Genomic DNA, 16,515 nt, shown 5'->3' on the forward strand with positions numbered 1-16,515 from the left:
TTTCCACGCCACACTTCTCATCGCCGTCGCTTCTGCACTGCAGAGTGTGCGGGCGGAGAGGCGTGATTTTGCGGAGGGACGATGGATATCGCCAAAGTCGAGCGAGTGTACACCAGTTATTCCGGCGTCTACGATCATATTTTCGGAAAAATCTTCCACGAATCGCGCGAAGCGTGCGTGCGCAATCTTAGAATCCGACCAGAAGAGAAAATTTTGGAAGTCGGCGTGGGAACCGGAATCGCCCTGGAGTACTACCCGAAGAATTGCGAAATCATCGGCATCGATCTCTCCTCAGGGATGCTGGCGAAGGCCAGACAGCGCCAGTCGCACTATCATCTTGACCATGTGCGACTGATGTTGATGGACGCCGGGAAAATGGACTTCGCCGACGACAGCTTCGATACCGTGATGGCAGCCTATGTCGTGACTGCCGTACCGGATTACCGCAAAGTCGTGAACGAAATGATTCGCGTCTGCAAGCCAGGCGGACGCATCATCATGCTGAACCACTTCAGCAACGGCAACAAACTGATTGCTGCCGTGGAAAAAGTGATTTCTCCCCTCTGCAAGCATATCGGCTTCCGAACCGACCTCTCGTTGAACACCGTGCTCGAAGGGACCAACCTCCACGTCGCCCGTAAAGAAAAAGTCAACCCGATGAAGTTCTGGCACTTGGTGGAATGTGTCAACCAGAAGGGTGCCAAGAACGGCAGCGTGAATGGACACGGGAGCGTGAATGGGAACGGAAGGCACGGACATCACAGCTAACAGGCTGATTTAGTCTCCACCTCATCCGCTGGCCTGATGTGTGGGTCTGAATGAGTTCCACTTCACCCATTCCTCGTGTGAGAGAAACGTCTGCCCTACAAGGCACGTCCCGCGATACCGTTGCGTGACCAGGTCGGTCACCAGGCTCAGAAGTCGACCACCCAAGCGACCGGCAGCGTCACGTGCCTGCAGGCGGAGTCCGAATCCGGCTCCATCTAGGGGCCCATACGCCTCCACGCGGAGCGCCGCTGCAGCACCGGCCGCCATGTCGGCAGCCATCGCTAACTCTCCCTCCCAACACATCAGACTGTGCCGACCTTGCCGACGCGTCGCTGCCTTCCAGATACAGGGCACACCCGCCTGATCCAGCCGGGCAAGCAGCCATTCCACTGTGGGGGCCTCACCGGAATCGGCCTGAAACGTCCATTGCGCAATCTCGCCTCCCATGTCCGATTCACTAGCCGGCAACGAGACTTCTTCCAGCGTTGCTTCTTCGCAGACTACATAAAGATTCCCGTCGGGATCGAACCAGAAGCGTAATTTCCCCTCGCTCATCTCCACCTGAATCACCCCCAGAGAAGAGCAGTCGCTGTCGTCCTGCTCAAAGAGGGAAAGATCGATGACGCCCAGCATGGTAAGTTTGGCGACCCGTAGAATGCCCTGCGTGTGATACCGCACGACCACCGTCGCCATACTCCCAGCCATCACCTCGCGACCTGAGGCTTCGTCGAAGATCCGGCGCTTGGACAGATGCACATCGGTAATGTGCCCGCCGCGAAACCCCGCCGTGCGCGACAGGAACCAACGCAGATCATCCACCGTCTTGATCGAATGGGTCATGAATATCCCACGGCCTTTCCCCAAGGTGGCGTTATCCGAGCGCCGCACTCTTTCCACCTTATCATGCCGGGACCGTCGATGAGCGCGTGAAGCAGAGAACACAAGGAGGGAGACGACGACGAGCGATCGCTAGAAAAGAGCCTGTTGCTGCTTGAACTCGGCCAACTGACGCTCTAACTCATCCACACGTTCCTGGAGACGCTGATTGTCGAGGCGCAGCAGATCGAGACGATCCAACAATTGTTCCCGTTGGATATTCGTCCATTTCAGCGACCGCCTCAATCCAGCCAGCTCTAGCTGAGCCTGCTGTCCATCCTCAAACCCGGAACCCATGCGTACGCCTCAGTCGATCGCCATCCGGCAGTAGATGGCAAATCGTAACGCACTCTCGGTCCATTACGGAGTGATTACTGATTTATCGACAGAGAAGGTGAGCGGAGGGGGATCAACCGAATTGGATGAATACACCGGGAGCGTGAGACGATCAACTCGCGCGGGCGCGGATCGGCAATGCGTTGGTCGAACGTGTCTCTCCTGCCTCCCAGCGATAGCGAACAAGAACGCCGTTAGCCTCCCATCCCGGCGGGCACAGCTTGCCTGTGCCATAGTAGTCGGCGTCCAGCACGGAAAAGGGCGCCACATTCTTGATCCAGTCCTGGGCATGGCCGTTCGACTCGATATAGGATTGGAAGAAATACGCGCCACCGGTGAGCGGCAACTCAGGCAAAATGAAATCGACATACCCTTCACCACGCAAGGTCAAGGGTTTCGGATCGACGATGTCGGTGGATAAAACGAACAGGTCTTGCGCCTTCCGTCCATTCACGGAAATGCTGACGCGGCAATTCAAAAATTCTTTTCCCGCCGCACAACGGTAGTACATACGAATCACCACATCTCGCCCGGTGATCGCCGCTGCGACAGGATGCCTCTGAGTATCCATCACTTCGATCCTGGTGAGCAGGATCTCGCCGAGTCCTTCCCGGTCATGACGCGCTTCGATCGCCGTCCCCGCCAGACCCCGAATGGCATCGGCATAGCCCTCAACGACCTCGTGCGTGTTGCCGATCTTAGCGACACGCCCCTTCTCGAGAAGAATCGCGCGTTCACACAACCCTTCGATCACGGTCATGTTGTGGCTGACGATCAGCACCGTCCGCCCGCTTCGGCTCACTTCTTCCATTTTTCCCAGGCACTTCTGCTGGAAACTGGCGTCGCCGACGGCCAGCACCTCGTCCACGATCAGAATCTCAGGCTCGAGGTGTGCGGCGACTGCGAACGCCAGCCGCACGTACATCCCGCTCGAATACCGCTTGACCGGTGTATCGATGAACGCTTCCACACCCGAGAACGCCACAATTTCATCGAACTTTCGCCGCACTTCCCCTCGTCGCATGCCTAGCATCGCGGCGTTCAGGTAAATGTTCTCGCGACCGCTCAACTCGGAATGAAACCCCGTACCCACTTCAAGCAACGAGCTGACACGCCCGTAAATATCCGCCGTTCCCGTCGTCGGCTGAGTGATCCTGGAAAGGATCTTGAGCAAGGTGCTCTTCCCCGCGCCGTTGTGCCCGACGATTCCCAGCACTTCACCTCGCTTAACCTCAAACGAGACATCCTTCAGCGCCCAGAACGAAGGGTTCGACTCCGGTGGAACACCACCCCATCGCGTCAGGCCTCGGAGGCGATGCATCAGATGATCCCGAAGGGTATTATGCTGATGGCTTGCGGCTCCGAGCCGGTAGTGCTTCGACAGGCTGTCTGCTTTGATGGCAATATCGCTCATTCAAATCACGTCCGCAAACGTTCGTTCCATCGAACGGAAATAGATGAGTCCGCCGACAAAGACGACGAACACCACACCCAGACTTGGTAAGAACATCATAAAATCGACCTGAAACCCGGGAATGAGTGCCCAGCGAAATCCCTCGACCACACTCACGACCGGATTCAGCGCATAGAGCGCTCGCCAGGACTCCGGCACCTTGCTCACGGGGTAGAGGATGGGCGACACGAACATCCACAGCTGGATGAACATCGGTAGGATATGCCCGACATCCCGGTACTTCACGTACAGCGCGGAGATCCAGAGCCCGGCGGCCAGCGTAATCGTGGCGGCCAGCGCGGCGAACAACGGCAGGGACAGAATCCGCCAGGTCGGGATGATTCCAAACCAAGCCATGAGGCCGAGAAACGCGACAAATGCCAAGACCAGATCGACCAGGGGCGCGATGGTGGCCGAAAGGGGCAGAATCAGGCGTGGGAAATACACTTTGCTGATGAGCGGGGCTTCTCCCACTAAACTGGTTCCTCCCCTGCTCAACGCCTGAGACACATAGAACCACGGCAGCAGGCCTGCGTAGAGGAACACCGGGTAGGGAAATCCGTCGGATGGAATTTTCCCCATGACACTGAATACAACCGTAAAAATGAGCATGGTCGCGACCGGCTGAAACATCGACCAGGCGACTCCCAGCAGGGTTTGCTTGTACCGCACGGTCACATCACGCCAGACAAGAATATAAATCAGCTCGCGATACTGCCAGAGCGCGGCCAAATCCAAATCCAATAGGCCGCGGGCAGGCTGGATACGCACGTGCGGTAAGGTCGACGATGGCCTCTGGTCGACAGTCAACGCGGACATGGCAATTTCGTCACTCCTCATGATCCTCACACCGACGGCAACCGTATCGAAAGACTGGCCCCCGCGCCTCAAAAACAAGAGGGCCTCACAGCCACATTACACTTGGTTCTAACTCGAACCGACTGTAATCGTTTATGTCAAAATTTTCCGCTTTGGTCAAGAAATTCGAACTGTTATGCCCCTTTGGGGCCCCAGCACTGCATGGATCGCCGAATCCCGGCCCCACGTCGAGCAGGCGGAAATTGCAGGACGCCCACCAGGAAAACTCCATCACCTCAATTGCCAGGCAATACCTTGAAGAATCAACTATACCAAATGACTCTGGATGAGGAAGGATACAGGGTTGGGAGCAGTCACGTGTAATAGAAACGATCGGCTACGGTGCAGGAGGGACAGGTTTTGGAGCGGCACGCAGTTCGTCGGCAGAGACATACCGAATCGCTAACCCGGACATGTGGAGCATCCAGCCCTGCCCACCACCGGCTCCCTGCGTGAAACTCCACGCATCCATTCGAAACGGATTCCAATAGCCGCTGCGATACGAATTACCCGACGTCGCTCCCGGTACCGCCGTGCCCATGGTCGATTGGAATGTTGGGCCTCGATCTGCGAGGCGCCGCACGTCCGCATCTCCAAGGACAACAGCATCGGCCCCCAACTCTTTCGCCCGGGCGAGAATCCGATCACGCAACGTGTCTTCGCTGGCATACTCACTGGTCGCAATGATGCGGGCGATCTGCACGTGTCCATGATTGGGCTCGCGCTGTAACGTCGTCACGTCCTCGCTTCCAGGTCGAGGCTCGAACGCCTTGCTGGTCAAGGGATCCACCTGCACGGAGACACAGGCGCTCGACAACCCAAGAAAAAGGATCAACGCAAGGCGGGAAGCCTGCTTCATCATGACTCTATTTCGAATATTCATGTCCAACGATCCAGGCTCCGACCACTTTGGCTTGATCGAGTTCCATAGTGACGGCTTGGGAGGTCCAATTCAACCCCCAATCACTCCGTGTCCCGATGGTACCCGCCACCAACTGCGGCGTCAATCCGGAAACTCTTGTATCCTATTCTTCAGTGTCATGCTTTGCACTACAACCTGCCTTCGACGACCACTCGAATCTCCTCCATCCGCCGTCGATTGACGCCAAGATCACTATAGCCGGTTCGGGAGGCCGACCGAAAATGGATCGTCTTCGTTTCATCATCAAACACGAATTCGACATCGTCCACGAATCGAAGCAGCAGGCTCCTAAATTCGTAATGGAGGTAGGCCTCGTCCTCTTCAACGAGTTTCGCACGGGGTAGATTGGCCACAATGGTTTTGAGCGTCTCTTTGGCCCCTGCCAGATTTTTCTGGTATCGATACGGCACGATTCCATGGCCTTGATCGGATGCCTGAGTCGACACACAATTCGGACTGGATGGGCAGGGCTGGAGTGATCTGATCATTGCGTTATCAACAATATATAGTACCTACGGGCACGGGCTCCAAGCCGGAGACAGCTGACCAGATACACTACCCCCAATATCCCAACGAGGCTTAACACCTGATTATTGAACTGTAATGAGAGGCCCCTCTCCTGTCAACCGCTGTACCAGAGGTCTGGCAAGCTCCTGCCTATGGGCTTGAGTTGAGGTGAGCAACCAACCAGGCATGACACCGGGGTACGGCAGCCATCGTCGGTTGTTCGATCAGGCGAAACGTGGCAAAACACAGCAGAATGAGAACGGGCACGAGGCCTAGCACAATGGACCAATGTTCAGCGGCCGAGAGAGTTGACGCCCATTCGCCAAGTACCAACCGATAGGCGGCAAACAACAACAGGCTATGCAGTAGGTACAGACTGTACCCCATTTCGCTCAACAGGACAGACGTCGGCCATTCAAGAATGCCGTAGATTGAGTTCCCACAGGCGATAATCGTGAACGCGCCGGTCAGTAGCATCAACGCGGGAAATGTATAAGCCGTCGGAAAGAGCCACATAGTTATCCCAAGACAAGCGACCACGACCAACCCCCAGACTCGATGGGCGAGCCTCGTACGTATGGCATCAACACGCGCCAGGCTCGCAGCCGCGATCCCTCCACCGAACGCATACAACACAGGGCCCCGAACGTCCGGCATCACCGTCGTAAGCGTCACAACTGCCGCGGCACTGAACAGCAGCCATGAGGTCGGCGTCGCCGCGCGAAGGCACCATGAGCCGAGGGGAAGGCATGCATAAAATAACCATTCATACGGCAGAGACCACACGGCGCCGGCCAAGGGAATCGTTTCGGCAAAACCATTGACAGGGGTAATCCCAGGAATCGTAAATGTGAGCCAGCTCGCCATGTGCAGCGCAAAGGAGGCCATCGACTCCTGCAATCGAAATCCGGCACGATAGAGCGCGATACTCACCACACCGATCACTACCAATAGATACAGCGGCACCAATCGAAATACCCGGGAAAGGTACAGTCGCGACCAATCGACCGGTTGCACTCGCCCATCGAGTAGCTTGGACCAAAAGAGAAAGGCGGTAATCATGAAAAAGAGGGTCACGCTGCTCTGTCCCAAGTGCGTGTAAAAATTAGACGGAGGGACATCCCACGTGCCGGAGCGCAGATAGAAATACCAGATGGAAGAATGGCTGAGAAACACCGCGAACGCCAGATATCCCCGGAGTCCATCTATACACGAATATCGGGCTGCCGATGTGGCACGAAGATGGCCGATGTCCGGAAGAAGTGTGGCAGTACCCACTGCAAGCAAGAGCGCGGCAACAGCAGGCCACAGGCTGGTAGCATCCATGTCTTGGATGAGACCATAGGAGCTCGCATTTGTCTAAGCTTTCCCGCAACCTGACCGGTGCATGTCTTACGCGTACGGAAGTCCGGCTCCCAGCCCCTCGCCCACCCACCAACCGGACATCACGCCTCTTCCCGTAGCGCTCCGTTGATTGCCGGACTGATCCTGCGGTACCCTAGCCCCTGACTGATCCAGGGTTGACGGCTGACAGCCGCTCACCGATTGCACACAGCTGAGCGCTGGCGCTCAGGTCAACAAAGGAGTTCCCGCGTATGGCCGGTTTCCCGATCGAAGTCGCAACCCGCATCAAGACGTTGCCTCCCTATTTGTTCGCAGCCATCGACAAGATGAAACAGGAGGCCCTCGCTCGGGGAGTCGATATCATCAACCTCGGTATCGGTGATCCCGATCTCCCCACGCCCACGCCGATCATCGAGAGCCTGGCCCAAGCCGCCAAAAACCCGAAACATCATCAATATCCCTCGTATGAAGGCATGTTTTCGTTTCGTACGGCCGTCGCGGATTGGTACAAGCGACGCTTCAATGTGGCGCTCGATCCCGCGGATGAGGTGCTGACCCTGATCGGATCGAAGGAAGGCATCGGCCACGTCCATCTGGCGTTTATCGATCCCGGAGACATCGTCCTCGTCCCCAGCCCCGGGTATCCGGTCTATCCGGTGGGAACAACCTTTTGCGGCGGCGTCTCCCACACCATGCCGTTGACAAAGGCCAACGGCTTCCTGCCCGACCTCAACGCCATCCCGAAAGAGGTGGCGAAGAAAGCGAAGCTGATGTGGCTGAATTCACCCAATAATCCCACCTCGGTCATCATGAGCAAGGACTACTTCAAGCGCGTGGTGGAATTTGCCCAGGAGAATCAGGTGATCGTCTGCCACGATGCCGCCTACTCGGAGATTTACTACGACGGCAAACGTCCCGCGAGTTTTCTCGAAGTGGACGGGGCGAAGGATGTCGGTGTGGAATTCCACTCGCTTTCCAAGACCTATAACATGACCGGCTGGCGGATCGGATTCGCCGTCGGGAACAAAGGCGTGTTGGCCGGACTGGGCCGCGTGAAAAGCCAGTTGGACTCAGGCGTATTCGAGGCTGTGCAAGCAGCGGGAATCACCGCGCTCGGGTTGGACCATTCGGTCACCGATGGACTGCGAAAGATTTATCAGGAACGGCGCGATACCCTCGTGCCCGGGTTGAAGAAGCTCGGCCTGGAAGTCGATCCGCCTCCAGCGGCCTTCTACATCTGGGTGACGGTTCCCAAAGGTTATACCTCCGCCTCTTTCACAGCCCATCTCCTGGAGAAGGCCGGTATCGTCACGACACCTGGGAACGGGTTCGGTGCCCCGGGCGAAGGCTACATTCGCATGACGGTGTGCACGACGAAGGAACGACTGGCGGAAGCAGTCGAACGAATCAAGAAAGCCGGATTCTAAGGCAAGCGTGACGGCCCCTCTTCCATTCTAAGAAGAGGGGCCCGATACGAATATCCTCATGTGCCATTGAGCCCTGTCAGGACCACGATGGCCACAGCATTCATCGGTTTCGGCTCTAACCTGGGAAACCGGATCGACTTTTGTGATCGGGCCGTGACACTGCTCGGCCTGCTCCCACATTCACGGCTGGAGGCGGTGTCATCGCTCTACGAAACCGAACCGCTCGAGGATGGGGCCGCCCCCGGCCCCTCCTGGTTCCTCAACGGTGTGGTACAGATCGAAACGAACATCGCCCCGAAGAGTCTGCTGGAAATCTGCCGTGAGATCGAGCGGGCGCTAGGGCGCGATCAAGACAACCGCAAGGGGCCTCGCACCCTGGATCTCGACGTACTGTTGTATGATGACTGCATTCTCGCCGAGCCGGCCCTGACCGTCCCGCATCCCCGCCTGCATCAACGACGATTTGTGCTCACCCCGTTGGTCGAACTCGATCCCGAGCGACGACATCCGGTGCTCGGACAAAACCTGCGCGATCTCTTATCGCAACTCACTGATCCATCGATCGTTCGCCTGCTCGAGCCCCAACCGAACTCCCGCTATGGATCACGTCCAACCTGCAGCGCACCCCCAACAGCAGGGCCACAAGCGTGAAGATCATTCGCGCGACGCCGGCCATGGCCGACTGGAGCCGCCGACTCCATCGAGAAGGCATCACGATCGGGTTCGTGCCGACGATGGGAGCCTTACACGAAGGGCACCGCGCCTTGATCCGTGCCGCCCGACTGGCCTGCGACGCTGTTGTGGTGAGCATCTTTGTGAACCCGACACAATTCGGGCCGACGGAAGACCTTTCGAAATATCCACGCCAGCTTCGACGTGATCAAGCACTGTGCCGAAAGGAAGGTGTGGATGTCATTTTTGCCCCCACCGTCAGGACGATGTATCCGACCGGCGCTCAAACGGTTGTGACTGTCCCGGGGATAGCCCGGCGCTGGGAAGGGGAAGCGCGACCGCACCATTTTCAAGGCGTGGCGACAGTCGTCACTAAGTTGCTGTCCCTGGTCCGGCCCGACAAGACGTGGTTCGGACAAAAAGACTATCAGCAAGCCGCCCTGGTGCAACAACTCGTGAAGGATCTCAACTTGCCCGGGCTTCCCATTGTCCATCCGATCGTGCGGGAGGCCGACGGGCTGGCGCTCAGTTCACGCAATGTCTACCTGTCGAGTTCAGAGCGGCAGGCGGCGCCTGTGCTCTCTCGCGCACTCCAGGCCGGCGTAGCGGCGATTCGTGCCGGAGAACGGAATGGAACGCGTATCCGGCGCCACATGCTGCGCGTGGTCGCGACAGAGCCGCTCGCAACTGTGGAGTACCTTGCAGTTTGTGATCCTGCGACTCTCGAGCCGCTTTCTCTGCTCAAGCGCCAGGCTGTCCTACTCGGGGCCATCCGCATCGGGACGGTACGCCTCCTTGACAATGTGCTGACGTCATTCCGCCGCAAGCCCTAACATCGAAGCTTCACGCGCAATCGCGACCCGACGCCGGAAGGAGGCGGGAGTCAGGCGAATGCCACGAAGTTGAACCGTGTGGTTGTTATGCGCTGACGCGGGGAGGCGCTTGTTGATGCGCGAGGAGTTCGAGGACCAGCTGACCCATACGCTGCTTGTCATCAGGTTCAAACTCCAGGAACTTCACCCCGATCGACAGCGGCTGGATGGAGCAAATCATAGCGGCGTCGACTTTGATATCGGGCTGTCCGGCAGGAGCATGCACGATCAGTTTCACGAACGTACCCCGCGGGAGCGAGGAGGATGCTTGCAACGTACAGCCGCCCATTGAGATATCGGTGATCACCCCCCCGACTGCCGGCTGGTCCAGGATCAGCGACGCGGAAAAGTTCGCCCGCAGCCGGCGGTACTCACGCCGATCAAACTCTTGGGAGGTCTGCCGGTTACCCGGCCGGCGGGCCTGAAAGCGAGCCGTGCAGAGCTGGCAACGAACTTGAAAGATGGACAAGCGGTTCAGTGTCTTCTCCATCAAATTCGTCCCGGATGTCACTCTGACACAGGGCGTGCCGCACGCCGGACAATACAGTTCTTTCATGCTACGACTCTGACTCCTGCATTCTTGTGTCCACTTGCGATCGGCCCGCCAAACTCCCGGAGGATTGCGCCGCAAGCAGCGGTTCCACCTGGGCCGGAGAATAGGTCGGCGGTTTTACCCACTTGCCATCGGCTCGCTTGTAGCCACCCACTTTGCTCAAATTCGACCGATGCACCTCACGAAACACCGGATCCATATCCAATCCATAGGACACGGCTGTGCCATAGACCACATACAACAGATCGGCCAGCTCCTTCGCCACCCCGGGGAGATCCTGGGCGACCATGGCCTCCTGCAGCTCTTCGAACTCTTCTTGAATCAGCCGCACCCGAAGCTGTCGGGTCGCTTCTTCCGGAAGAGAAGGCCGGTCGCTGACGGCTATATCGAACTTGCGGTGAAACTCTTCCACCATCGCCTGCGGATCCATCATCCTAACGTCCCTCTACTCTCTGCCGCAAACGCAACTCCCGTCCTTGGTTCGATGCCGGAGGCTTCCAGCAACGCAATGTCTTTATCAGATGATATCCCGAGGTCTTTGAATTTTCTAGCCGCCGGCAGCACCCGCGATTCCAAAGATCCGACTGCCTTATTATATGCACCCACGCTTTTGCCAAGCGCTTGGCCAATCTCGTTCAGATGATCGGTCAAGACGGCCATCCGTTCGTACAATTCCTTCCCCAGTCGTCCCGCCTGCTCGGCATGTTCGTTCAACCGTTCCTGTTTCCAGCCATAGGCCACGGCGCGCAAGAGCGCCATCAGCGTCGTCGGCGTCGCAAGCACGACCCCTTGCGCAAACCCGTCTTCGATCAGCGTCGGATCCTGCTCCAACGCCGCACCGAGAAACTGCTCCCCCGGCAGAAAAAGGACGACGAATTCAGGCGTCTGTCCGAACTGCGTCCAGTAGGCCTTGAGACTGAGCGCGTCCATCCTGGCCCGCACCTGACCGGCATGGCGGAGCAGATGCGCTTGACGCTGCCGGTCATCCTCCGCCTCATAGGCATCGAGGTAGGCGGCTAAGACCGTTTTGGCATCCACCACGATCTGCCTGCCCCCCGGCAGGTACACGACCATGTCCGGACGAATGAGCCCTTCCAAGGACCCGATCGTATCCTGCTCCACAAAGTCGCAATGGGCCACCATCCCCGCAAGTTCAGCGACGCGACGCAGCGTCATCTCACCCCATCGCCCACGCACGGACGGAGCCCGCAAGGCCTTCACCAGATTGCCGGTTTCCTGTTGGAGCCGCTGGTGCGATTCAGCCATGAATCTCAACTGCTGGTCGAGTCCTCCATATTCCCGCTGCCGAACCTGTTCAGCCTGCTGCAGCTGTTCTTGATATCGCTGGAGCGATTCCTCCAAGGGCTTGACCAGTTCGCCGATGGCTTGCTGCCGCTGCGACAACTCGCCTTTGGCCTCTGCCTGCAAGGTGGCAAACGACGTGCGCGCGAGGTCTAAAAACGCCTCATTGTTCTGCTTCAGTGCCTGGCCAGACAGGGCCTCGAATGAGTCGTGGAGTTCTTGCCGTGCCTGCGCCAGCAGCGCCTTCTGGTCCTCCAAACTGCGGGCGACCTCTTCTATGCGGGTTTCGGCTTTGGTCCGGCCCTGCTGCGACTCGGCGAGCGCGTCGCGCAACTGCCCCATCTCCGACTGCTGATCATCCACTCGCTGCTGCAGCGAAGCCGCCACAGCATCGGCGCGCTGCGCGCGCTCTCCGCTCTCAAGCAACCGGGCATGGTGGCGTGATTGGACACGAACGGTCACCCACCATCCGGCCACCAGAACGCCCACGGCGAGACCAACGGCGGTGCCGACCAAAAACGTTGGGGAAGTGAGGTCGATCATGGCGCTTCCCTACGAATGCACCGACTGACTGGAAATCCATTCACCTAACTGTTGTAGGGAAATCGCGTAGAGGGTACGAGAATCCAGGAGAAACGTCAAGAGACCAATCGACTGATGCGGCCTGTGGAACTTGCGATTTCGACCTGTTCATTTTCGCGCAATAGACTGGTGGCATAGGGCACATTGACCAGGACCGGAAGGCCGTATTCACGAGCGATGATCGCCCCGTGCGAGAGCGTCCCTCCCATTTCGGCGATGAGACCGGCCGCCATTCCGAATAAAGGGGCCATACCGGGATCGATCACCGGAACAACGAGGATGTCTCCCGCCCGCACCCGTGGCCAATCCGCGGTCGACCGAACAAGTCGGACCGGTCCTTTGGCAACCCCGGCACTGATGGCAATACCCCGTAACACGCCTCCCTGCCCCTGATCGCTTGACTGCGCCCCCTGCTCGACGACCGCCTCCCAATCCCGAATCGTGTCGGGCACCTGCAGGGCCTCATACTGAAGCCGTTCCTCGCGGCGCCGACGCACGAGGCTCTGCCAATCACGACTTGCGCCATCAGTCAGTGCGATGCGTTCATCCAGCGTGAGATAAAACACATCTTCCCGCACGGCGAAGCTTCCACGTTCCACCATCCGCTCACCGAGCCGAAGCAACAGATGGCGGGCTGCTGTGGAGTAATACATCAGGTGATGGCGATTCTCCTCTCGCAAGGCACAGAAGCGACTGAGCCTCCGATACCACCAACGGAACACGAGCCAACGATGGCGTCGCCACCCGAATCGCCGGGCGATCTCACTGAGCGCCTGTTCGCGTCGCTGAGCCTGGCGGGAAAGAACTTCTTGGGGTGGCGCCGTCACGCCGGCGCGCACCTGTGCCCGCAACAGGGCCAACACGGCATCGGGCTGATCTGCAATTCGTGGGGACATGATATCGGACTCTCCGACTGCACGATGCCCGTACTCGGCTAAGTACTGATCAAACAGCCGCAGGAACTCCGTCCCCTGAATCGCGTCCCGATAACCACACGCCGCCCGCTCCTCCGAGAAAAACCAGTGTCGAACCGTTTCTTCTTGCTGTGCAGCTACGACAAGCTCAGCCAGCCGGACAATTTGGGAGGCACTGATGACGGTCCCCTGTCCCTGCAATGCCCCATTGAGCAACTCTCGCCAGTCTGAACCAAGCCAGCCCGGAAGCACCGTGCCCATAGCCTGAAGACTCTGCGCCACTCCACCCGCGATTGCGAAGGTCACCTCATGATCGTCGAGCCACCGCCCTATGCTGTCGAGAATTGCGGCCAATTCCTGCACCGACAGATTTTGGATGCGATCATAGCGGTAGCGTTGCGCCATGGCCTTCATGGCAGAAAAATTCTTCGGCCCCTGCTTCGCGGCCTTACGCCACTCCCGCAGCATACCGACTCCGGCACGAAGAAGCGCGAGCGCCCCGAGAGGCCGTACCGACGGGGTAAACATCAGGGGCTCACCACCCATCTGTTCGGTTAAGAACGCCGGATTCCCATGAAGCTGCATGACCAAGGTGTAAAACAGAGTCACGTTGAGATAGGGACGTCCATGGAACACACGAACCGACGAGAGCCCTTCGGGGACCGTGCAACCGAGTCGGCGATAGGGGGTGATGATGTAGGCATCCATGAATCGCTCGAGAAACGACAGCCCTAACGGGCTGGGCAATTCCGGCAAGGTTTCTTTGAAATTAGCCCGCGTCCACTCACATTCGTCATTGGTCAGAGAGGGCCACGGTCGAACGGCGGTAATCGGACGGGCCTGCACGATCCAGAGTCGCTCCACATCCAACACCCATTCGAGATCGACCGGTTGACGAAACGCGACTTCAATGCGCTTCGACAACCGTGCGAGCTCGAACAGCTGCTTGTCTGTCAGGCAGGCCTGCCGTTGTTCCGGTTCGGGAATCGACTTTTCCCGCACACCTCCAGGGGTGGCGGTCAGCTTATTCCGTTTCCAGGCAAGCATGCGTCGTCGTACGCGGAACGGCCGATGATCGTCATCGTATACCTCCACCACATACTGATCCGGCGTCACCACTCCATTGACCAGGGAAGAAGCCAATCCTGGCACGGCATCAATCGACACCTGAGAGGTTCGACCCGTGACGGGGTGAATAGAGTATGCGACGCCTGCTGCCTGTGCGCTCAGCATGGGTTGAATGACGACTGCCATGGCGGGACAAGGCCGGTCGGCACCGGAACGAAGAAAATACCGAAACACCCGCTCGTCCCATAACGAAATCCAACAGTCACGGATAGATTGCAGCACGGCCGCCAGGGGCACGCCCAGGGTCGTGCGATACAGACCGGCAGCGCTCATATCCGCAGCATCTTCATTCGTGGCGGAGGACCGGACGGCCCAGCGTGTCGAGGAATCCCCGGCCAGCCCTGTCAGTCGTGTTTCCAGGTCGGCCGGGAATCCTGTCGGCCAGGGCTGCTCCAGCAAGAGCCGCTGAATTCGTGCCAGCTCCTGTGCCCGTTGTCCTTCAGACAAGTGGGGTAGCTTCGTCCAGAGTGCCACCGCATCGACACCAGCCTGATCCAGGCCGTGTTGATAGACTGCAGTCGTCACACACAGCCCCTTCGGCACAGGAAGGCCAGCAGTGAGTACCTTCGCCAGGCCTGCAGCCTTGCCGCCGACAAGAAAGGGAGCACAGCTCTCATACAGAGAGAGGAGGAACGGATCAGCCATAGAGGGGGATACTAGCTAGAGTGCGAGGAGGAGGTAAAGATCGTTCACATTGGTCCCGGTCGGGCCAGTCACAATATGACTACGGAGTTTCTTGAAGAACGGATAGGCATCGTTGCCCTGAAGCGCACCAGGCGGATCAAGCTTGGCGCGCCGGGCCCGCGCAGTCGTTTCCCCGTCTACCACCGCGCCTGCGACGGAAGTCGGTCCGTCTGTGCCGTCAGTCGCAAAACCTGCCACCCACACATCAGACAACCCGGCAATCTCCAATGCCGCCGCCAAGGCGAACTCCTGGGCTCGACCGCCCTTTCCCTGCCCTCGAATCGTCACCGTAGGCTCTCCCCCGGCGATGACACAACAGGGACGAGCCAAAGGGCGACCATGCGTCGCAATCTCCCGAGCTATCGCACCGAAAAACTTGGCGAGTTCGCGAGCTTCCCCCGTAACGGTAGTGGAAAGGACAAGCGTCTGTAGCCGCTTCCCCTTCGCGGCCTTCACGACGGCATCGACAGCCGCTTGATTGTCTCCAATGAGCAGATTGTCTACACGGCGAAAGAGTACGGCGCCGGCTTTGGGAGTTTCGGGCAGGGTCTTCTTCATGCCCGCCTCCAGGCGTCGACGCACCGAAGCTGGAACTTTCCGGGCAACCTCGTATCGCTCCAAAATTCTCCAAGCGTCCCGAAATGTTGTGGGGTCAGGAGCGGTCGGACCAGACCCGATCGTACCAAGATCGTTCCCGATCACATCCGAGAGGATCACACTCGCCACACGCGCGGAGGTCGCTGCGGCAAGCTGCCCGCCTTTTACACAAGACAAGTGCTTGCGAACCGCATTCATTTCGTGAATGGTCGCTCCAGACCGCAACAGCAGCTTAGTCGTCAGCTGCTTGGCCTTGAGGGTGACCCCAGGAGCGGGGGAGGGAAGGAGACTCGAGGCACCGCCGGACAAGAGGACAATCAGCAGGTCGTCCGATTTCAGCGTCCCGATTAATGCCATCATCGCACGGCTGGCCTGGAGCCCCGCCTCGTCCGGAACCGGATGCCCGGCTTCCAGGATGCGAATTTTCTTCGTCGGAGCACCATGCCCGTATTTCACCACGACCAGTCCGGTGTCGATCCTCGCCCCCAGCTGCCGCTCCAACGCCTGAGCCATGCGACCCGACGCCTTCCCGGCCCCGACCACTACAAGTCGCTGATGTTGTGAAAGAGGATAGCGCTCCGAACCGATAGTGAGTTGCCCGCGCCGGAAGCGGACCTGACGGCACACCGCCTCGTAGGGGTCGACGGCCTGCAGTCCCGCACGAAACAGTGTTGTGAAGAGGGCTCGTGCCCTGAGCTGCGAGACTACGACTTGTATCAT

At 58.6% G+C, this 16,515-nt stretch carries 16 protein-coding genes; 4 read left to right on the forward strand and 12 right to left on the reverse strand.

Features of this window, described 5'->3' with window-relative positions; all coding sequences use genetic code 11:
- Nucleotides 1–81 precede the first annotated feature (81 nt).
- A complete protein-coding gene (locus NSND_RS11340) occupies nt 82–768 on the forward strand; it encodes a class I SAM-dependent methyltransferase (RefSeq protein WP_013247112.1) in 687 nt (228 codons plus the stop codon).
- Between the two features lie 21 nt (nt 769–789).
- Here NSND_RS11340 and NSND_RS11345 read toward each other — a convergent pair whose 3' ends face one another.
- From NSND_RS11345 to NSND_RS11375, 7 genes are all read right to left on the reverse strand, one after another.
- Nucleotides 790–1,608 carry a hypothetical protein gene (locus NSND_RS11345; RefSeq protein WP_143833519.1) on the reverse strand — a complete coding sequence of 273 codons (819 nt, stop codon included), beginning with the start codon at nt 1,606–1,608 and terminating at the stop codon, nt 790–792.
- Between the two features lie 129 nt (nt 1,609–1,737).
- The gene (locus NSND_RS11350; protein ID WP_080879116.1) at nt 1,738–1,941 is read right to left on the reverse strand and encodes a hypothetical protein; all 204 of its coding nucleotides are present in this window, start codon (nt 1,939–1,941) and stop codon (nt 1,738–1,740) included.
- A 151-nt stretch (nt 1,942–2,092) separates the two neighbouring features.
- Nucleotides 2,093–3,394 carry an ABC transporter ATP-binding protein gene (locus tag NSND_RS11355; RefSeq protein ID WP_080879117.1) on the reverse strand — a complete coding sequence of 434 codons (1,302 nt, stop codon included), beginning with the start codon at nt 3,392–3,394 and terminating at the stop codon, nt 2,093–2,095.
- A complete protein-coding gene (locus NSND_RS11360; protein WP_080879118.1) occupies nt 3,395–4,252 on the reverse strand; it encodes an ABC transporter permease in 858 nt (285 codons plus the stop codon).
- Nucleotides 4,253–4,628: 376 nt separating this feature from the next.
- Nucleotides 4,629–5,174, reverse strand: coding sequence for a hypothetical protein (locus tag NSND_RS11365; RefSeq protein ID WP_143833520.1), 546 nt, complete (start codon nt 5,172–5,174; stop codon nt 4,629–4,631).
- A 167-nt stretch (nt 5,175–5,341) separates the two neighbouring features.
- On the reverse strand, nt 5,342–5,701 hold the full coding sequence (locus NSND_RS11370; RefSeq protein ID WP_080879120.1) for a DUF1499 domain-containing protein: 360 nt from the start codon (nt 5,699–5,701) through the stop codon (nt 5,342–5,344).
- 169 nt (nt 5,702–5,870) lie between these two features.
- Nucleotides 5,871–7,046, reverse strand: a complete 1,176-nt coding sequence (locus tag NSND_RS11375; RefSeq protein WP_080879121.1) for an acyltransferase family protein — start codon at nt 7,044–7,046, stop codon at nt 5,871–5,873.
- Between the two features lie 269 nt (nt 7,047–7,315).
- Here NSND_RS11375 and NSND_RS11380 point away from each other — a divergent pair, with 269 nt between their 5' ends.
- The 3 genes from NSND_RS11380 (at nt 7,316) to panC (ending at nt 9,996) form a co-directional block, all read left to right on the forward strand.
- The gene (locus tag NSND_RS11380; protein WP_080879122.1) at nt 7,316–8,491 is read left to right on the forward strand and encodes an LL-diaminopimelate aminotransferase; all 1,176 of its coding nucleotides are present in this window, start codon (nt 7,316–7,318) and stop codon (nt 8,489–8,491) included.
- Nucleotides 8,492–8,578: 87 nt separating this feature from the next.
- The gene (gene folK / locus NSND_RS11385) at nt 8,579–9,142 is read left to right on the forward strand and encodes a 2-amino-4-hydroxy-6-hydroxymethyldihydropteridine diphosphokinase (RefSeq protein WP_080879123.1); all 564 of its coding nucleotides are present in this window, start codon (nt 8,579–8,581) and stop codon (nt 9,140–9,142) included.
- Nucleotides 9,139–9,996 (forward strand): pantoate--beta-alanine ligase, encoded by an 858-nt coding sequence (gene panC / locus NSND_RS11390; protein WP_080879124.1) that lies wholly within the window; start codon nt 9,139–9,141, stop codon nt 9,994–9,996. Before folK ends, panC begins: the two co-directional genes overlap by 4 nt.
- Nucleotides 9,997–10,081: 85 nt before the next feature.
- Here panC and NSND_RS11395 read toward each other — a convergent pair whose 3' ends face one another.
- From NSND_RS11395 to NSND_RS11415, 5 genes are all read right to left on the reverse strand, one after another.
- Entirely contained in the window at nt 10,082–10,591 is a 510-nt protein-coding gene (locus NSND_RS11395; protein WP_080879125.1) for a PilZ domain-containing protein, read from the reverse strand.
- Nucleotide 10,592: 1 nt separating this feature from the next.
- Nucleotides 10,593–11,021, reverse strand: coding sequence for a pyrophosphohydrolase domain-containing protein (locus tag NSND_RS11400; protein ID WP_080879126.1), 429 nt, complete (start codon nt 11,019–11,021; stop codon nt 10,593–10,595).
- Complete coding sequence (gene rmuC, locus NSND_RS11405; RefSeq protein ID WP_080879127.1) at nt 11,018–12,433, reverse strand: DNA recombination protein RmuC; 1,416 nt, start codon at nt 12,431–12,433, stop codon at nt 11,018–11,020. Before rmuC ends, NSND_RS11400 begins: the two co-directional genes overlap by 4 nt.
- Nucleotides 12,434–12,528: 95 nt before the next feature.
- On the reverse strand, nt 12,529–15,159 hold the full coding sequence (locus tag NSND_RS11410) for a PEP/pyruvate-binding domain-containing protein (RefSeq protein WP_080879128.1): 2,631 nt from the start codon (nt 15,157–15,159) through the stop codon (nt 12,529–12,531).
- A 15-nt stretch (nt 15,160–15,174) separates the two neighbouring features.
- Nucleotides 15,175–16,515: a glycerate kinase type-2 family protein gene (locus tag NSND_RS11415; RefSeq protein WP_080880864.1), complete on the reverse strand. Its 1,341-nt coding sequence runs from the start codon at nt 16,513–16,515 to the stop codon at nt 15,175–15,177.

The organism is Nitrospira sp. ND1 (genome assembly GCF_900170025.1).
Taxonomy (GTDB): domain Bacteria; phylum Nitrospirota; class Nitrospiria; order Nitrospirales; family Nitrospiraceae; genus Nitrospira_A.